General features: G+C 69.9%; 11 protein-coding genes. All 11 read left to right on the forward strand.

What is annotated here, in order from left to right; all coding sequences use genetic code 11:
* Nucleotide 1: 1 nt before the first annotated feature.
* The 11 genes from AC3EO7_RS28675 to AC3EO7_RS28725 all read left to right on the forward strand — a co-directional run bounded on the left by AC3EO7_RS28675 (nucleotide 2) and on the right by AC3EO7_RS28725 (nucleotide 18,233).
* On the forward strand, nucleotides 2–5,998 hold the full coding sequence (locus tag AC3EO7_RS28675; RefSeq protein WP_435592921.1) for an aminotransferase class III-fold pyridoxal phosphate-dependent enzyme: 5,997 nt from the start codon (nucleotides 2–4) through the stop codon (nucleotides 5,996–5,998).
* Nucleotides 5,995–6,840 (forward strand): hypothetical protein, encoded by an 846-nt coding sequence (locus AC3EO7_RS28680; RefSeq protein WP_431971798.1) that lies wholly within the window; start codon nucleotides 5,995–5,997, stop codon nucleotides 6,838–6,840. The genes AC3EO7_RS28675 and AC3EO7_RS28680 overlap by 4 nt, the downstream gene beginning before the upstream one ends.
* Nucleotides 6,837–7,088 (forward strand): acyl carrier protein, encoded by a 252-nt coding sequence (locus AC3EO7_RS28685; protein ID WP_435592922.1) that lies wholly within the window; start codon nucleotides 6,837–6,839, stop codon nucleotides 7,086–7,088. Before AC3EO7_RS28680 ends, AC3EO7_RS28685 begins: the two co-directional genes overlap by 4 nt.
* Nucleotides 7,085–8,806: a fatty acyl-AMP ligase gene (locus AC3EO7_RS28690; RefSeq protein WP_435592923.1), complete on the forward strand. Its 1,722-nt coding sequence runs from the start codon at nucleotides 7,085–7,087 to the stop codon at nucleotides 8,804–8,806. Before AC3EO7_RS28685 ends, AC3EO7_RS28690 begins: the two co-directional genes overlap by 4 nt.
* Nucleotides 8,803–10,188 carry a cytochrome P450 gene (locus AC3EO7_RS28695; RefSeq protein ID WP_431971795.1) on the forward strand — a complete coding sequence of 462 codons (1,386 nt, stop codon included), beginning with the start codon at nucleotides 8,803–8,805 and terminating at the stop codon, nucleotides 10,186–10,188. The genes AC3EO7_RS28690 and AC3EO7_RS28695 overlap by 4 nt, the downstream gene beginning before the upstream one ends.
* Before the next feature lie 61 nt (nucleotides 10,189–10,249).
* On the forward strand, nucleotides 10,250–12,991 hold the full coding sequence (locus tag AC3EO7_RS28700; protein ID WP_435592924.1) for a PEP/pyruvate-binding domain-containing protein: 2,742 nt from the start codon (nucleotides 10,250–10,252) through the stop codon (nucleotides 12,989–12,991).
* A gap of 104 nt (nucleotides 12,992–13,095) precedes the next feature.
* Complete coding sequence (locus AC3EO7_RS28705; protein ID WP_435592925.1) at nucleotides 13,096–14,388, forward strand: aminotransferase class I/II-fold pyridoxal phosphate-dependent enzyme; 1,293 nt, start codon at nucleotides 13,096–13,098, stop codon at nucleotides 14,386–14,388.
* Nucleotides 14,385–15,785: a nucleotidyltransferase domain-containing protein gene (locus AC3EO7_RS28710; protein ID WP_435592926.1), complete on the forward strand. Its 1,401-nt coding sequence runs from the start codon at nucleotides 14,385–14,387 to the stop codon at nucleotides 15,783–15,785. Before AC3EO7_RS28705 ends, AC3EO7_RS28710 begins: the two co-directional genes overlap by 4 nt.
* On the forward strand, nucleotides 15,782–16,519 hold the full coding sequence (locus AC3EO7_RS28715) for an HAD family hydrolase (RefSeq protein ID WP_435592927.1): 738 nt from the start codon (nucleotides 15,782–15,784) through the stop codon (nucleotides 16,517–16,519). The genes AC3EO7_RS28710 and AC3EO7_RS28715 overlap by 4 nt, the downstream gene beginning before the upstream one ends.
* Nucleotides 16,504–17,457: a diacylglycerol/lipid kinase family protein gene (locus AC3EO7_RS28720; RefSeq protein ID WP_435592928.1), complete on the forward strand. Its 954-nt coding sequence runs from the start codon at nucleotides 16,504–16,506 to the stop codon at nucleotides 17,455–17,457. Before AC3EO7_RS28715 ends, AC3EO7_RS28720 begins: the two co-directional genes overlap by 16 nt.
* On the forward strand, nucleotides 17,454–18,233 hold the full coding sequence (locus tag AC3EO7_RS28725) for an SDR family NAD(P)-dependent oxidoreductase (protein ID WP_435592929.1): 780 nt from the start codon (nucleotides 17,454–17,456) through the stop codon (nucleotides 18,231–18,233). Before AC3EO7_RS28720 ends, AC3EO7_RS28725 begins: the two co-directional genes overlap by 4 nt.
* Nucleotides 18,234–18,311: the final 78 nt, after the last annotated feature.

An 18,311-nucleotide genomic window follows, 5' to 3' on the forward strand; every position in this document is an offset into this window, starting at 1 on the left:
CATGGCTCCGAGAGCACAAGACCACGAAATCTCCTCGACCGGAATGGATGTCGAGGCGTCACAGTTGTTCGACGACTTCGCGCGGCACAACCGACCCGGACTGGCGCGGCTGCTGCGCGCCTGTCACCTGGACGTGGTGTACGTCGGCGCCGAGGGCGACCATCTGATCCGCGCGGACGGTACACGGGTGCTCGACATGGTCGGCGGCTTCGGCGCGGCATTGTTCGGGCACAACCATCCGGCGCTGGTCCGCGTGGCCACCGCACGGTTGAACCAGCAGACTCCGTTCGTCTCACAGGGCAGTGTCCGGCCGGGCGCTTCGCTTCTGGCACATCGGCTTTCCGACCTGGTCGGGGCGAGCTCGGGACGCGAGTACGTGGTGACGTTCGGGTCCACCGGCGCCGACGCGGTCGAGGCCGCCATCAGGCACGCGGCCGTCGCGCACGCGCGCAGACTGGCTGAGTTGCGCGACGAACTGCGCCGCACGCTTCGGCAGCTGCGCCGCGACGGACTGCACGCGGTGCGTCCGGTCACCAGAACCGCGGCCGATCAGAAAGACGACGAAACACGCTCGGCGGCAGCGATTCTCGAAGACTCGCTGCGCGTCGTCGAGGAGATCGAACGGCGGGGCCCCGTCTTCGTTTCGCTGGCGAACGCCTTCCACGGCAAGACGGCGGGCGCCTTCGCGCTCACCGAGCAGGCCGATACGCCCGCGGACCTGATCGTGCCCGGCCCCGAGCGGCGCAAACTCGACACCTGGACGCCCGAGGAGGTATCCGCCGCCTTCGCGCAGGAGCTGCGGCCGGTGGGCCGGATCAGCGTGAACGCCGCCGGACGGCCGGTGTTGTCGCAGACGTCGGTCTCGCCGATCGCGGCGATCTTCGCCGAACCCATCCAGGGCGAGGGCGGGGTCCGCGAGGTGCCTGCCGAGACGCTGCGCGCCCTGCGTGAACTGGCCGACCGGCACAAGGCCGCATTGGTTTTCGACGAGATCCAATCCGGCATGGGCCGCACCGGCACCTTCCTGGCGTCGGCGCCGTCGGGTGTGGCCGCGGACTACTACCTGCTGTCCAAATCGCTCGGCGGCGGCCTGGTGAAGATCTCGGCGCTGTTGGTCGACCGCGCCGCGTCGGTGTCGGACTTCGGCCGATACCACACCTCCACCTTCGCCGACGACGAGTTGTCCTGCGCGGTCGCGGAAGCCGCGCTGGATCTGTTGCGCGACAACCAGATCCGGATCAGCGATACCGGCGCACGACTGCGGTCGCGGCTGGAGGCGGTCACGCGGCGCTGGCCGCGAGTGCTGGCGGGCGTGCGCGGCCGGGGACTGCTGCAAGGCATCGAACTGATCCCGCCCGCGCCCGAATCGGCGCTGCTGCGCGAGATCTGTGACCCGGACATGTTCGGCTACGTGGTGGCGGGCTACCTGCTGCACACCCACCGGATCCGGATGCTGCCCACGCTGTCCGCGCCCACCACCTTGCGATTGCAGCCGTCGGCATTCGTCACGGAGTCCGAGCTGGCCCGCCTGGAATCCGCCTTGGACGAGCTGGCCGAGCTGCTGCACCGCGGCGACCTGGCCACGCTGCTGGCTCACCTGACGACACCCGTGACCACGAATTGGCAAGTGCCGGAGCGCAAACCGCTGCCCGAGCGGCGCTCCGCCGAGGTGGCGCGGGATTACGACGCGCCGAACCGGGTGGTCTTCCTCGCGAATCTGCCGGAACCTGCCGATCTGCGCCGGTTCGCGCCGGAACTGGCCGAGTGGTCGGACGCGCAGTTCGCCGCGCTGTTCGAGCGCCTGCGCGGAGTGGCCGAACCCTTCGAGCTGACCAGGCAGCTGATCAGCTCCCCCACCGGCGCCACGGTCGAGGTCTGCCTGATCGCGGTGCCGATCTCCGCCGAACAGATCGTCGAATGCCAGCGGTCCGGCCACCGCGCCTGGCCGCGCGACTTGGTGCTGGAGGCCGTCGAACAGGCGATCGCGCTGGGCGCTACCGTGATCGGGCTCGGCGGGTACACCTCCATCGTCACCAACGCCTCCCGCGATGTGGTGGAGGACGCGGTCACGGTGACCTCGGGCAATTCCCTCACCGCCGCCTGCGCCTACGACGTGGTGGTCGGTGAGCTCGCCCGGCTCGAACCGGGGCGACGGCGCGTCGGCATCCTCGGCGCGCTCGGCAACATCGGCGCGGTCATGGCGGAGATGATCGCGCCGCACGCCGAGGCGATCACGCTGGTGGGACGGCCGGGCTCGGCCGGACGCCTGCGCCGGGTCGCGGACCGGCTCACCTCGGCCGCGCCTGCCGTGATCGAGGTCAGCGAGGACCTGGCCGCGCTGCGGGACTGCCACGTCGTGCTCACCGCGACCAATTCCGCGCTCCCGCTCGTCACCGCGGATCTGCTGGCCGCGGATCATCCGGTGCTGGTATGCGATCTGGCGGTCCCCGGCGACGTGGATCCCGCCGTCGCCGAGCGCCCGAACATCACCCTGGTCTCCGGTGGGCGCATGACGCTGCCGCTCGGCCAGACACCCCCCTTCCCCGAAACCGGATTGCCTCCCGGCGTGGTCTACGCCTGTATGGCCGAGACCGTGCTGCTCGGCTTCGAGCCCGGCACCGCGAGTCCGTCGTACGGCGGACTGACCGTCGCGGGCGTGCACGCCGCCCGCGAACTCGCGGCTCGTCACGAGGTGCGCCCGGTTCTGCTTCCGACAGGAGCCACTACCGTGTCCGACAGCCCGACACCCGCGCCGATGTTCCTCGGCGCGGCGGATTTCGCTCCCGAGCGAGCCGGCGGCAAGGCCGGCACCCTGCACGAACTGATCGCCGCGGGCTTCGAGGTGCCGCCCGGCTTCGTGGTGCCCGCCGACCTCGATCTCGACACGGTCGGCGACGACGACCTGGCCCGCTGGGTGCGGACGCTGGGCGGATTCCCGGTCGCCGCTCGCTCCAGCGGTGTGCTGGAGGATCTCGACGACGCCAGCTTCGCCGGACAGTACGAGTCCTATCTGGACATCACCGACGTCTCGGCGCTGCGCGACTACATCGGGCAGTGCCGCGCCTCGGTGCACAACGACCGGGTCCGCACCTATCTGGCCAAGCACGGCTACACCGAGGCGAAGGCCACGGTGGCGGTGCTGGTGCAGCGGATGGTCGACGCCCGGTATGCCGGTGTGGGTTTCAGCATCGACGCGCTCACCGGCATCGAGGAAAACGCGGTCGTCGAATGCTGCGCCGGTCTGGGCGAACGACTGGTCTCGGGTCAAGTGACCCCGACGCGGTACACCCTGCGCCTGTTCGACGGTGCGGTACTCGAGCGGGACGCCGGCGGCGAGGATATCGAGCTGGAGCCGGCCGCCACCGCCGAGCTGGCCGCATTGATGCTGGCCGTGCAGGCCCACCGGCACCGCCCACAGGACATCGAGTGGGCGATCGACGCCGAGGGCAAGCTGTGGCTGCTGCAGGCGCGCGCCATCACCGCGATCACCTGGCGGACCGATATCGATCAGTTCTCCGATGCGGACCTGCGCGACGGGGGCGTCTCGGCGCGCGTCTGCACGCCGATGATGTTCTCGCTGTACGACAACGCTTTTCAGCATTCGATGCAGCAGTTCTTCGAACGGTTGAAGCTCGCCGATCCCGGCGTGGAACCGGACTGGATGGCCATGTACTACGGCCGCGCCTACTGGAATGTCAGCGCGGTGAAGAACTGCTTCTTCAAGATTCCCGGCTTCGACGAGCAGCACTTCGACGACGACCTCGGCGTGCTCAACGACTACGGCCCCGAGGGGCCGCACCGCACCCCGACCTCCGCCAAGACCATCGCCAAGGCGCTGCCCGCGGCACTGGCGGTCCAGCGAAGCTATCGCGACCAGCTGGCCGCGGTGGACGCCTTCGCGGTGGAATGGCCCGCGAAGCACGCGCTCTGGCGCGACCGGGTAGGTGTCCTGTCGCAGACCGATGACGCCACCTTCGCCACCGATCTGACCGACTGCCTGCTCACCTTTCACGCGTCCACCGAACGCACCTACTTCACCACCATCTACAACAACTCGAGCGTGCAGACCGACTTCAAGCAGCTGCTGGACAAGGTCGACGCCGCGACGGAGGGTTCGACCTCGGCCATCGACCTGATGGGCGGTCTCGCCGAGATCAGCCACATGCAGATGCAGCGCGGCATCGTCGCATTGCACCGGGTGGCGAGCGAACACGGGCTCGACAGCGTCGAATGGGAAAGGGCGCTGGCGGAATTCGTCACCGAGCAGGGCTTCCACGCCGACGCCGAGCTGGATCTGACCTGCCCCCGCTGGTCCGAGGAGCCCGAGCGGGTGCGCTCGATGATCGCGGTCATGCTCGAACACCGCACCGCGCCCGCCGATCCGGACGTGACCCTGGTGGAGCAGCGCAAGCGCTACGAGGCCGAGCTGGCCGCGCTGCGCGGCCGGGTTCGGGCCAAGACCAGGACTCGCGTCAAGTTCGCCAAGTCCGTCGACAAGCACGTCGAGCGGATGCGGCGCTACCTCGTCGCCCGCGAACGGATGCGGGAATTCTCCTCGCAGTGCTACGCGATCGTGCGAGCCTACGTCGTGGAGGCGGGCGCCCGGCTGGCCGCGGCGGGCACCCTCGAGTACGCCGACGACGCGTTCCAGCTCAGCATCCACGAGCTGAGCGATCTGGTCGCGGGTCGCGTCGAGATCGCCGAGCTGGCCCCCCGAATCGCTTATCGCCGTGCGGTATACGCCGGATACCGGGATCTGACGCCGCCGCACGAACTCGGCGGCGGAGTCACGGTGGGGGCGGTGCGCGAGATCGGCGAAGGCGATCTCACCGGACTCGGCTGCAGCCCGGGCATCGCCGAGGGCACCGCACGAGTGATCACCTCGCTGGCCGATATCGATCAGCTGCGCGAAGGCGACATTCTGGTCACCCGTTTCACCGACCCGGGCTGGACCCCGGCCCTCGGCCTGGTGGCCGCAGTCGTCACCGAGGTGGGCGGAATGCTGTCGCACGCCGCTGTCATCGGGCGCGAGTACGGGATTCCCGCGGTGCTGAACGTCGCCGGCGCGACGACCGCCGTGCGCTCGGGCCAGCGGATCCGGGTCGACGGCAGCGCCGGCGTGATCAGCGTGCTCGACACGGCGACGGCGCAGGTCGATGCGGCGGTAGCCACCCCAGCAGCCGAGACCGGCGCGTCGCCCAAGGCCGAGACGGGTGACTCCGCGCCCGCCGGATCCGAAAAAGACGACAGCGTAACCGAATCCGAGTCGGCGACAGCGGCCGAGGCGCAAGCTCCCGCCGATGTCGTCGCACCCCGCGAAGAACCAACCCGCCCGGCGTCTCCGCGCCCGGCGCCGAGAAGGGATGAACCACTGACCGCACGCAAACGCCTGATCTGTATCGCGGGGGGCGACGGCTCGGGCAAGACCACCCAGGTGGCGCGGATCGCCGCGGAGTTCGAAACTCAAGGACACAGCGTCGCCGCGGTCACGATCTGGGATGCCTTCCTGGATCCGAAGGTCTCCTCGAAACTGCCGTGGAACAGCCCCTCGGAGATCTACGGCTACCTGAAGTTGCTCACGCCGCTGAGCCGCGCGCACTTCCTTTTCCACGCCATGCAGCTCTCGTTCGACCTGGCCGCCGCGCGCGGCGTCGACATCGTCCTCGCGAACGCGTACTGGTACAAGTACTACGCCACCGAGGTCGCGCACGGCGGTGACCCCGCGGTGCTGCGCAAGCTCACGGCGGGCTTCCCGGAGCCGGACCGCACCTTCTATCTGACCGTCAGCCCGCAGGACGCGTTGGGGCGCAAGCAGTTGCGCAGCGACTACGAGAGCGGCTACGGGGACGAGAAGGCGTTCCTCGACTTCCAGCAGCGCAGCCACGACGCGCTGGAGGAGCTGGCCGAGGAGCTGGCTTGGGTCCGTCTCGACGGCACCGACGCGCCCGCCGCGATCACCAAGGCCGTGCTGGCCCAGCTGCAGGAGGACGACCGATGACCCGACGCGTCGCCATCGTCGGCATCGACGGCGCCGGCAAGTCCTCGGTCATGGCGCGGCTGCGCGAGCTGGCCCCGGCCGGTGATCACGCCGCGTTCGCTTCGATGACCTGCCCGGACTTCCACAACACCCGTGACGTCCCGCTCACCGATCTGTCCAAGCAGCTCAAGGCATTCAGCGTCGGATGCGACGAGATCTCCAGCCTGGAGATGAAGGCCACGGCCATGTACTTGCAGATGACGCTGTTCGGTCCGGTGGAGCGGCACTTCCTGGACACCTGGGCGCCGGATGTCCTCGTCTTCGAGCGGCATCCGCTCATCGAGCTGCTGGTCTACGGCCCGCTGTACGTGGCACTCGCTCGCCCCGAGTGGAACGGCCACGATCGCGAAGCCGAGATCGCCGCGGTGCTCGAGCGACACCGCCCCGGCACCTTCGACGACATCCTGGCCTGGCAGCACTCCGAGTCCAGCAGACTCGGCAGCTCCCCCGATATCTGGCAGCTGCTCTCGGAGATCGCCGACCTGGTCGGCCGCGAGATCACCGCCTCGGTCGCGGGATTCGCGGCACGGTTCCGCACCACCTTGCCCGATGCCGTGCTGTGGCTCGACGTCCCGCCCGAGCAGGCGGCCGCCCGCTGCGCGGAGCGCTCCGCAGGCGGCGTCAAGGAGGCGCACGAGACCGCGGAACGCCTCACCGCCCTGCGTGAGGGCTACCTCCGGGTGCGCGACACCCTGGCCGCCGCCTACCCGGAGGTCAGCTTCCATCGCATCGATACCGCCGACGGCGTCGACCTGGACGAGTCCGTCCGCGCCTGCGTCACGGAAGGAAAACTCTTCGGATGAGTGCACGAACCCAGACCGCCGCCGAGATCGAGGCGCGGGTGCGCGCCATCGTCGGCGAGGTGCTGTGGGTGGCGGCCGACGACATCGACGCCGCCGCCCAGTTGATCGACTACGGACTGGACTCGCCGACCGCCATCGAGCTGACCATTCAGCTGGAACGGGCCTTCGACGTCGAGATTCCCGAAGACGCTGCGGCACAGTTGAATACGGTCACCGAGATCGTCGCCTACGTGCGGGGAGAGTCGTGACCGGCCCGCTGGCGCCACGGTTTCCGAGCATCGTGCACGCGCTGCTGGCGAACGCCGAACGCGGCGCCGACGGCCCGTCGACCATTTTCGTGCCGGAGCGCGGCACGGATGACGAATTCGCCTGGCGGCACGATGATCTCGCGCTCGCCGCGGGACGCGCCGCGGCCGCTCTGGCCGATGCCGGGGTGCGGGCTGGGGATCGAGTGGTGCTGTCGCTGCCCACCTCCCCGGAGTTCGTCACCGCGTTCTTCGGCGCCTTGGCGCTCGGCGCGGTGCCGACGGCGGTGGCGACGCCGGGCGGGTTCGGCTCGGCGGAGCTGTTCTACGACAAGTTCCACCGGCTGCTCGCCTACCTGGAGCCCAAGGCGGTCGTCGCGGGCGCGACGGTGCTGGCGGCGGCACAGCTTCCGGCCGGGGCGACCGGCATCGACGGAGCGGCGTTGCACGCGGTGGCCGGATCGCCGGACGGGCCCGCGCTGACGCCGCGCCTGCCCGAACCCGGTGACCTCGCCTTCATTCAGGCCACCTCGGGCTCTACCGGCACGCCGAAGGGGGTGCAGATCACCCACGCCAATCTGGCCGCGAACTGTGAGCAGATCGCGCTCGCCGCGGCGATGGGTCCGGGCGACACCTGGGTGGGCTGGCTGCCGCTGCACCACGACATGGGACTGATCGGCGGCTTCCTCACGCCCATGTTCCGCGGCATCGATGCCGTGCTGATGCCGCCGAGCCGCTTCCTGCGCAGCCCGGGCGACTGGCTGCGCGCGGTCAGCAAGTACGGCGGAACTTTCACCGCCGCACCGAATTTCGCCTACGGCTACGCGGCGGCGCGGGTGACCGACGAGGAATTGGCCGGGGTGGATCTGTCGAGCTGGCGGTTCTTGTTCTGCGGCGCGGAGCCGATCCACCCGCCGACCGTGCAGCGCTTCGTGGATCGTTTCGGCGCGTGGGGCCTTCCACCGGACGCGCTGGTGCCCTGCTTCGGTATGGCGGAGGCTTCGCTGGCCGTGACGGTCGCGCGCCCGCACGCTCCGATCGCCTACGACTCGGTCTCCCGTCGCGCGCTCACCGGAAGCGGTGTGGTGCTGGATGTTCCGGACGACGACCCGGACGCGATGCAGATCGTGGACTGCGGCGAGCCGGTGCTCGGCACCGAGGTGCGCGTCGTCGACGGCGACGGCGTACCGTGCGGCCCGGACACGGTCGGACGCATCCAGTTCCGCGGCCCGTCGACCACCGTCGGCTACTTCCGGCTCCCCGACGCCACCGCGGCGGCGAGCGCCGACGGCTGGTGGGACACCGGCGACATCGGGTATCTGCGTGCGGGCAAATTGCGCATCACCGGCAGGCAGAAGGACCTGATCATCATCCGCGGCGCGAACTACCTGCCCACCGATTTCGAGATCGCCGCCGAACAGGTGGACGGCGTGCGGCTCGGCGGGGTCGCGGCGGTCGGGCACGCCGATGCCGCGGGTCTGTCGGAGGAACTGCACCTCATCGTCGAAACCGCGCTCGCCCCTGACGAACACGACGCGCTGCGGCGCGCGGTGCGCGTCGCGGTGAGCAAGCGGACCGGGGTGCTGGCCGCTGACGTCCGAGTGGTGCCGCCGCGCAGCATCCCCAAGACCACCAGCGGGAAGGTGCAGCGCGCGGAAGCCCGTCGCCTGTTCCTCGAGCGAAGGGAACCGGAACTGGTCGACGTGGGAGGCGGCGCATGACGGCTCGCGCGCTCGCCGGTCCGGCGCTGCGGCATCCGCTCGGCGCCTACCTCGACTACCGCGCCGACCCGCTCACGCTGTTCTACGAGCAGGCCGTCGCGCACGGCGGCAGCGTGCGGCTGCGCCTCGTGCACCAGCAGCTGCACCTGCTGGTCGAGCCGGACCACATCAACCAGGTGCTGGTGACGAATGCGGCGAAATACGCCAAGGGCATCAGCTATCAGAGCCTGAACTACCTGCTCGGGCCCGGTCTCCTGACCAGCGGCGGCGAACTCTGGAAACGCCAGCGCGCGTTGATCAAACCGGCGTTCGCGCGCAGGCACGTGGACACCGAGATCCCGCTGATGATCGCCTGCGCGCAGCGGATGCTGGACCGGCTGGACGCGCGGGCCGCCGAGGGCGCGGCCTTCGATCTGGTGCCCGAGGTAATGGGGTTCGCGGCCGACGTGGTGTGCCGCGCGGTCATGGGCGCCGACATCGACGGTGTGCTGCCGCAGATCGAGGACGACGTGCGCGAGGGCGTCTCCTGGGTGATGAACCACATGTCGGCGCCGATCCAGCTGCCGCCGAGTGTGCCCACCCCCGCCAATCGGCGCTTCCACGGCGTGCTGACCCGGCTGCACCGGGTGGTCGACGACGTCATCCAGGGGCACCGTGCCGCCGCGACGGGTGCGGCCGATTCGCTGCTCAGCCGGCTGCTCGCGGCGCGCGACGACGCGGGCCACGCCATGGACGACGAACAGCTGCGCCACGAGGTGCTCACCTTCCTGCTGGCCGGGCACGAGACCACCGGCGGCGCGCTGGCCTGGACCGTCTACGAACTGTGCCGCAATCCGGCGGTACTGGATCGGGTGCGGGCCGAGATCGACGGTGCGCTCGGCGAGACCGGCATCGCGCGGGCGCTGCCCGCGCTGGAGCTGACCGGCCGGTCCATCGACGAGGCGATGCGACTGCACCCGCCCGCCTGGGCATTCAGCCGCACCGCGCTGGAGGCCGACAGTTTCGACCGTTTCGACCTGGAGCCGGGGGCGATTGTGGTGATCAGCCCGTTCGTCAACCACCGCTTCCCCGAATTCTGGGACTCGCCGCTGACCTTCGACCCGGAGCGATTCACCAAGGAGCGCACCAGGTCTCGTCCCCCGTTCCGGTACTTCCCGTTCGGCTGGGGCGCGCACCTGTGCGTCGGCCAGCACATGGCGCTGACCGAACTGCGCGTCGGTCTGGCGATGCTGCTGGCGCGCTACGACATCGAACTGGTCAACGGCCTTCGGGTGCGGGAGAACCCGGAGATCTCCAACACGCCCGACCCGGTGCTGGTGCGCCTCACCCGGCGCGAGACCGCGGCCTCGGCCGCCGGCGCACTGGCGGAGTCGGCCCGATGAGCGTCATCGGCCCGAGTGGCGCACGCCCCCATCGTCTTTCGATACGCAGAGGCACAGAGCTATGAACCCAACGAACACCGGCGCGGTGGTGCCCGCCGCGACACTGGCCGCGCGGCCGGACGCGGCGCCGGAGCACATCGCGCGATTCGGGGCCAAGGCCGCGAATCTCGGTCGCTTGCTGGCGGCCGGTTATCGGGTGCCGCCGTTCGCGGTGGTCACCACCGAGACGTGCGCGGAGATCCTCGCGCCCACCGCCGACGGCATCGCCGACCTGCTCGGCACCCTCGACCACACCGACCCCGCGTCGTTGCGGTCGGTGTCGGCGGCCGTCCGCGGCCTGATCCTCGGCGTTTCCCTGCCCGACCAGGTCGCGGCCGAACTCGACGCGGCGATCGCCGAATGGTCCGACGGCCCGGTGCGGCTGGCGGTCCGCTCGTCCGTGAGCGGGGAAGACTCCGCGACGGATTCGTTCGCGGGTCAGTTGGATACGGTCCTCAATGTGGCGCCGTCCGACGTGCCGCGCGCCATTCTGGAGGTGCTCGCGTCGGCCTATTCGGAGCGTTCGCTGTTCTACCGAGCGCATCGCGGCCTGGACAACGGCGGCGTCGACTGCGCGGTGCTGGTGCAGGTGCTCGTCGACAGCGCCGTCTCCGGCGTGGTCTTCAGCTGCAATCCGCAGACCGGCGATCCGGCCGAATCGGTGGTGTCGGCGGCGCTCGGTCTCGGTGAGGGCGTCGTGGCGGGCACGGTGGAATGCGATACGTATTTCGTCGACAACGCCTCGGGCGCGGTCGTTTCCCGCACCGTCGTCGACAAGCGGAGCCGCGTCGTCGCCGACTCGGATTCCGGCACCGCGGTGGCGGAGATCGCGGGCGGCAGTGCGGAGCCCGCGCTCACCGATGAACGGATCGTCGAACTCGCGCGCACCGCAGGCGCGCTCGCCGAAGCCTTCGGCGGACCCCAGGACGTCGAATGGGCCTACGACGCGGACGGCACGCTGTTTCTGTTGCAGGCCCGCCCGGTCACCGCGACGGGGGCGCGCGAAACGATCTTCGACAACGTCAATGTCGCGGAGTCCTATCCGGGATTGTCCAGCCCGCTGACCTTTTCGATCCTGCGCGCCGCCTACGAGCAGGTCTTCCGTGCCTGCCACCGGGATTTCGGCGCGACGGGCGCGATCGTGGACCGCAATGCGGCGAGCTTGTACCCGTACCTGGTCGGCACCGCGCACGGACGGATCTACTACAACATCAGCAATTGGTACCGGCTGTTCCTCCAGATTCCCGGCATGGAGTTCGCGATCGAGGGCTGGGAGGCCGCCCTCAACATCGAGAACCGCTACCAGCGTCCGGCCGCGCCGAAACGCGGGGTGGCGCGGCTGCGGATGTACGCGCTGCGGGTGCGGGTCTTCGCGATCATCGCCTCGGGCTGGGTGCGGTTGCCGCAGCGGTTGCGAGCCTTCTTCACCGAGCTGGCCGCCTTCACCGCCGACCTCGACCGGCGTCTGTCCCCCGACACGCCTGAGCGGGAACGCGATCCGGAGGCGCTGCTGCAGTGGATGGAGCGCTGCCTGCACGAACTCGTGCCCGCGTACTCGGTGCAGATCTTCAACGACTTCCTGGCCCAGCAGCTGTTCCACGTCGTGGGGCTGCTGCTCGAGGGCCAGGGGCTGGAGCCGACCGAGGCGATCACCCTGCGCAACGAATTGTTCTGTGGTGAGGAAGGTGTCGACAGCGTCGACCCGGTGCGCTCGGCATTGGCGCTGACGGCGACGATTCGCGACGACGCGGCACTGCGCGCGCTGTTCGAGGGTCCGTTGGACGCGCACGCGGTGTGGAAGACGTTGGAGCAGCGCGAGTTCGCCGCGTTCCGTGCGGCATACCTGCGCCATATCGCCCTGTTCGGCGATCGCACGGTCGACGAGCTCAAGCTCGAAACCGACCCGCTCGGCGAACATCCCGAGCGCCTGGTGCCCATGCTGCGCAACTACCTGCGCGGCGGGCAGAACATCGACGAAATGGCAGCGCGGGAAAAGGCCATTCGTCGCGAGGCCGAGGCCACCGCGGCCACGCTGTTCCGCGACAGCTTCCCGCGACGCGTCGCCTTCCGTCTCGCGCTGAGCCGCGCCCGCGAGCACGTGAAGCAGCGCGAGAACATGCGCTTGGGCCGCAGCCGTTCGTTCGGCCTGGTCAAGCGGGTGTTCCGGGAGTTCGGCAAGCAGATGCACGGCGCGGGCCTGCTGAACGACCCGCGCGACATCTTCTGGCTCACCTACGAGGAGATCGCGGCGTTGACCCGCGGCACCGCCGTCGACACCGACGCGGCCCGCATCGTCGCCACCCGTAAGGCCGATCACGAGCGCTGGCGCGCCGTCGAACTGCCCACCCGGATCGTCACCACCGGCATCGCCGCGGCGACCATCGACGACCCGGCGTTCGACACCCCGAATCCGGCAGTGGACGCAACGGCGCAGACCGTGCTGCGCGGCATCGGTTGCGCGCCAGGGCGTGTCGAGGCGCCGGCGCTGGTGCTCGGCACGCCGGATCCCGAAGTGGAGATCGACGGGCAGATCCTGGTCGCCTCGACGACCGACCCGGGCTGGGTCTTCCTCATGGTCGCCGCGGGCGGACTGGTGAGCGAGAAGGGCAGCGTGCTCTCGCACACCGCCATCATCGGCCGCGAACTCGGCATCCCCACCGTCGTCGGCGTTCCCGGCGTCACCCGCTTGGTCGCCACCGGCGATCGCGTGGTGCTCGACGGGCGCGCGGGCACCGCAACCATCGTGCACGAGGACAAAGAATGACGACAGCATCACGTAGTGATTCCGTGAGGGGTGGCGGCCGGGCGACGGGTGGGCCGGCATCGCATACGGATTCCGTCAGGACCGACGACCACGCGACGGGTAGAGTGCGGAGCGAATCCGCCGGTCACGGGGAGAATTTCAGTCTCGAACACTATCTCGATCCCGCGGCGCACACCTTCGAACAGCGCTTCGAGGAATTCCGGCCGTACGTCACGAATGCCAGGGGCAGCGGCTTCGTGCTGCGCGAGATCACCGGTCCGGCCGGTCCGGTCGTCCAGGTGCGCGATCCCGACGGCGGCGAGACCCGCGAGCTGATCATGCTCGGCTCCAACAACTATCTCGGGCTCGGCAGCGAACCGGAGATCATCGAGGCCGCGATCGCGGCGACCAGGGAGTTCGGCGTCGGACATGGCGGGCCGCCGTTGCTCAACGGCACCACCTCGCTGCACCGGCGACTCGAGGAGCGCCTCGCCGAGACCAAAGGCTGTGAGTCGGCGATGGTGTTCTCCTCCGGCTACGCGGCGAACGTCGGCTGGGTGACCGGCCTGCTGCGCAACGGCGACACCCTGCTCTACGACGAGCAAAGCCACGCCAGCCTCTACGACGGCATCCAGCTCGGCCGGGTCAGGTCGATGGCGTTCCAGCACAACGATCTGCGGCACCTGCGGCATCGCCTGATGCAGATTCGGTGGCGGAATCCCGGCGCGAACATCGTGGTCGCGGTCGAGGGCGTCTACTCGATGGACGGCGATATCGCACCGCTGCCGGAGATCCGCGCGCTGTGCGATTCGTTCGGCGCCTGGCTGGCCATCGACGACGCGCACGGCACCGGAGTGCTCGGCGCGCGCGGCCACGGCACCGCCGAGCATTTCGGTCTGGGCGACGGCTCGGTGGAGCTGTACATGGGCACCTTCTCGAAGGTGTTCGCGACCACCGGCGGCTTCGTGGCCGGATCCAAAGACCTCGTCGACACGCTGCGTTTCTTCGCTCGCTCCTACATGTTCTCCGCTTCGCTGTCGCCCGCGGTGGTCGCGGCGGTGCTCGCGTCGATCGATTTCATCGACGCCCACCCCGAGCGGGTCCGCCAGTTGCACGACAACACGGCCTATTTCGCGCGGGAACTGCGCCGGATGGGCTTCGCGGTGGATCCGCAGACCGCCATCATCCCGATCCTGGTGCCGCAACGGCTGGCCGTCGCGGAGGTGGTGGCCGCGCTGCACCGCGCGGGCGTCTTCGTCAACGGCGTCGAATTCCCCGCGGTGCCACGGGAACAGCAGCGCTTGCGGGTGTCGATGATGGCCACGCTGACCCGCGACCAGCTCGACTTCGCGCTCGAACAGATCTCGACCGTCGCCAGGAGCTTCGGATTCCATCCAGAACAGGAGGGTGCGGTATGACCGGAACCCAGATCGCCGCGGGCGGTTCCGCGGTCGAACGGCTGCTGGTGCACGCGTCGCTGGCGGCGCCCACCGTGGACGAACGCGCCGAGACGGCGAAGCTGGCCCACGACGTCACCGACTGGGCCGAATTCTTCGCGCTGGCCGAGCTCAACGCGACGGTGCCGCTGGTGCAGCGCAGGCTGGAGGCCGAGGAACTCTACGATCTCGTGCCCGACTCCGTCCGTATGGACTTCGCCGCCGTCACCGACCGCATCGGCGCCGTCAACGACCGGCGCTTGGCCGGGGCGCTGGAGTTGTTGCGCCGCTTCGACGAACGCGGCGTGCGGTGCGTGGTGCTCAAGGGGATGCTCTTCTCGACCGAGATCTACCACGACCCGCGCTACAAGCGGATGAACGATCTGGACATCCTCATCGAGCTCGATCAGGTCGAAACAGCCATCGAGATCTACCGGGAGCTGGGCCTTTTCGCCACCTCGGAATTGCTCGGCAAAGCGCCGAAGGTGCGGGCCGAGCGGTCGCACCACCTGCCCTCGTTCGTCTCGCGCGACGGCGCGCTGGTCGTCGGCACCCACTGGGGACTGATCACCCCGCTGACCCCGTACACCATCGACTACGGCGCGATCTGGGATCGGGTGCGCCGCATCGACTTCTACGGCGTGCCCGCGTGGGCCATGGCGCACGAGGACAATCTGCACCACCTGGGCGTGCACCTGCCGTACTACAAGACCGGGGTGCGCGAACTCGGCGACATCTGGAACCTCGCCCGCCACGCCACCGATCTCGACTACGACCTGCTCGCGGGTGAGATCGCGAAGGCGGGTACCGAAAACCTGATGTACCACGCCCTTTCGCTGGCCGACCGCCTGGTGCCGAACCCGTCGTTCGCCGCCCTGATCGACCGGGTGCGGCCGAGGATCAATCGCTTCACCCGCTACGACACCGCCCGCAAGACCGCCGACATCCACGCGCTGCTGCGCAGCCGGTCCACGCACACCTCGCGGATCGAGAAGGCCTACACCGAGTTCAACATGACCGCGCTGGCAGACGAGAAGCGCGCCAGCTTCGGCCGGTTGTGGTCGGACCTGCTGCTGGTGCCCGCCGCGGAGGCGGCGCGGATGAGCTCGCTGCGGGAACCGACGGCGCTCTCGGCGCTCGGGGCCCGCGTCGCCGCGCCCTATCGGTTGACCCGGGTCTTCCAGCGCGATCTCGGCCGCTGGCTGTTCCCCGCGGCGCTGGCCAAGACGGTCTTCGACCTGGGTGCGGCCTACGGCGTGGACCTGGTGCAGCGCGCGGGCGTGCGGGCGATCGCCGCCAGGCCCGGGATCGACGAGTTCGCCGCGGGGCTGGGGTTGACCCGCGACGACCTGCAAGCCGTGCTGGACAGTCAGGAATGACGGCGGCGCATCGCACCGTGCTGTGGGATCTGGACGGCACGCTGGTCGGTCTGCGCAAGCGCAGTTTCCGGACGCTGATGCCGTTGACGGCGGCGCTGGCCTTCCGCGACCTGACGCCGCCGCACCGGTTCCTGCGCGTGCTCTCCGGCGTCCTGCCGGAGGTGCGCCGCAACGAAACCGACCGCACCAACACCGAATTCATGGTCGGCTTGCTCGCCGATCGCTTGGATATCGCGCCGGAGCTGGTGGGTAAGCGGTTGCAGCGGCTGGCCGACCGCGATTTCGTCCGGCTGCGCCGCTGCTTCCCGGCATTGCCGGAGGCGGTGTCGACCGTGCGCGAGTTGCGCGCGGCGGGCGTGACGCAGGTCGTCGCGACCAACCCGCTGTGGCCGTCGAGCACCGCGATCACCCGATTGCGTTGGGGCGGGCACGATCCCGGCGTCTTCACGTTCATCACCAGCGGCGAGACCATGCGGCGGTCGAAGCCGCGGGTCGAGTTCTATCACGAACTGCTCGATCGGCTCGGTCTCGCGGCGGCGGACTGCGTGATGATCGGCAACGACGCCGCCAACGACGCGCCCGCCGCCCGCGCGGGCATCCCGGTCTTCCTGCTCGGCGCCACGGAATCCGCTGTGCCGCCGGAGTGTGCGCGGACCGGTCTGGTCACCACGGGAGAGTGGACCCGGCTGCGCGAGTGGCTGGGCATCGAGGAGAAGTCATGCTCGTCATCTTGAATCCGCAGTCGAACGCGGGGACCGCCCTGCAACGCTGGCAGCCGGTGGAGCGCGCGCTGCGGGAGCGGCATCCCGGCATGACGGTCGAACTGCCCGCCGATGCCGACCAGGCCGTGAAACTGGTGCGCGCCCAGATCGAAACACCGGACGCGGGCGCGCCGGAGGTGATCGTGGCGGCGGGCGGCGACGGCATGGTGAATCTGGTGCTCAACGCGATCATGGATCCGGAGACCGATCGGCCGCGCCGCGGCGCGGAGCACATCGCGCTCGGCGCCATCGGGCTGGGCAGCTCCAACGACTTCCACAAGCCGCTGCGCCCGGAGTCGACGAGCGCGGGCGTCGCGGTCCGGGTCGACGCGGCAGGCGCGGAGACCGTCGACGTCGGCAAGGCGACGATGCTCCTGCCCGACGGCACTCGCGTGGTGCGCTACTTCTTGCTCAACGCGAGCATGGGACTCGTTGCGGCGGGCAATGATTCGTTCAATCACGCGACCGGCGCGCTGGCCTGGCTCAAGTCACGGAACGTGGAGGCCGCCATCGTCGCCACCGCGCTGCGCAATATCGCCACCCACCGGCCCCTGCGGCTCGAGGTGCGCGGCACCGACTGGGTGCACACGGCGCCGATCACCAATATCGGGGTGCTCAAGAGCGTGCACTTCGCGGGCGGGATGTACTACGACACTCCGGTGACTCGCACCGACGGCAGGTTCGATGTGAACATCTGGGCCGCGTCCGGACGGCTGCGCATCCTCGGCCTGATCGCCGGGCTGTACCGCGGCGCGTTCGCGGGCTCGCCGCTGGCGGTCTGCCACCGCGACACCACCGTCGAACTGCGCCCCGAACGGCCCGCTCCGCTGGAGTTGGACGGCGAGATCACGCTGGTCGAATCCGCGCGCCTCGAGGTGCTGCCCCGGGCGCTGAAGGTGTGTGCGGCGTGACCGGAGTCGTCCTGATCACCGGCGCGGCCAACGGTATGGGCGCGGCGACCACGGAGCATCTGGTGCGGGCGGGCTACACCGTCGAGGGCTGCGACCTCGTCCCGGGACCGGCGCACGCGACAGTGGACGTTCGCGACACCGAGGCAGTGCGGGCCTGGGTGAAGGAGATGGCCGCGCGGCACGGTCGCATCGACGCCGTGGTCACCTTCGCCGCGTACGGCGTCGTCGGCTCGGTCGAGGAGACCGACCCGGACGAAGCCGCCGCGCTGTTCGACGCCAACGTCCTCGGCACCCACCGCGTGCTGCGCGCGGTCCTGCCGATCATGCGCGCGCAGGGCGGCGGCCGGGCGATCGTGGTCAGCTCCGGCGCGGGCGCGATCGCCGAACCGTACGGCGGCTGGTACTCCGCGACCAAGGCCGCGGTGGAACGGATCGGCGAGGCCATGCGGATGGAGGCGGCCGGATTCGGCATCACGGTGTCCGTACTGGCGCCGGGATGGACGGTGACGCCGATCATCGAATCGGCCGTGCGCGTCGCGGACCCGCTGCCGGAATACGACGCCGATCGGCGGGCGGTGCTCGGGCGCGTCAGCGGATACCTGGCCGACGGCCAACCGGCCGCCGCGGTCGCCAGGAAGGTGCAGACCATTCTCGAGGCATCGCGGCCGCGCCAGACCTATCTCTGCGGCAACGACGTCCGGCTGTCCTTCTGGACCCGGCGGCTGGTCCCGGCCCGGGTGTACGAGCGGCTGGTCCGCGACTACTACGGACTGTGACGCCGCCTTCTCGATCACCGCGCCGAGCGGGCCGCTGGGACGCGGCCCGCTCTAGGCAGCGCCGGTGCCACATGGGAA

It is taken from the genome of Nocardia sp. bgisy118 (genome assembly GCF_057708605.1).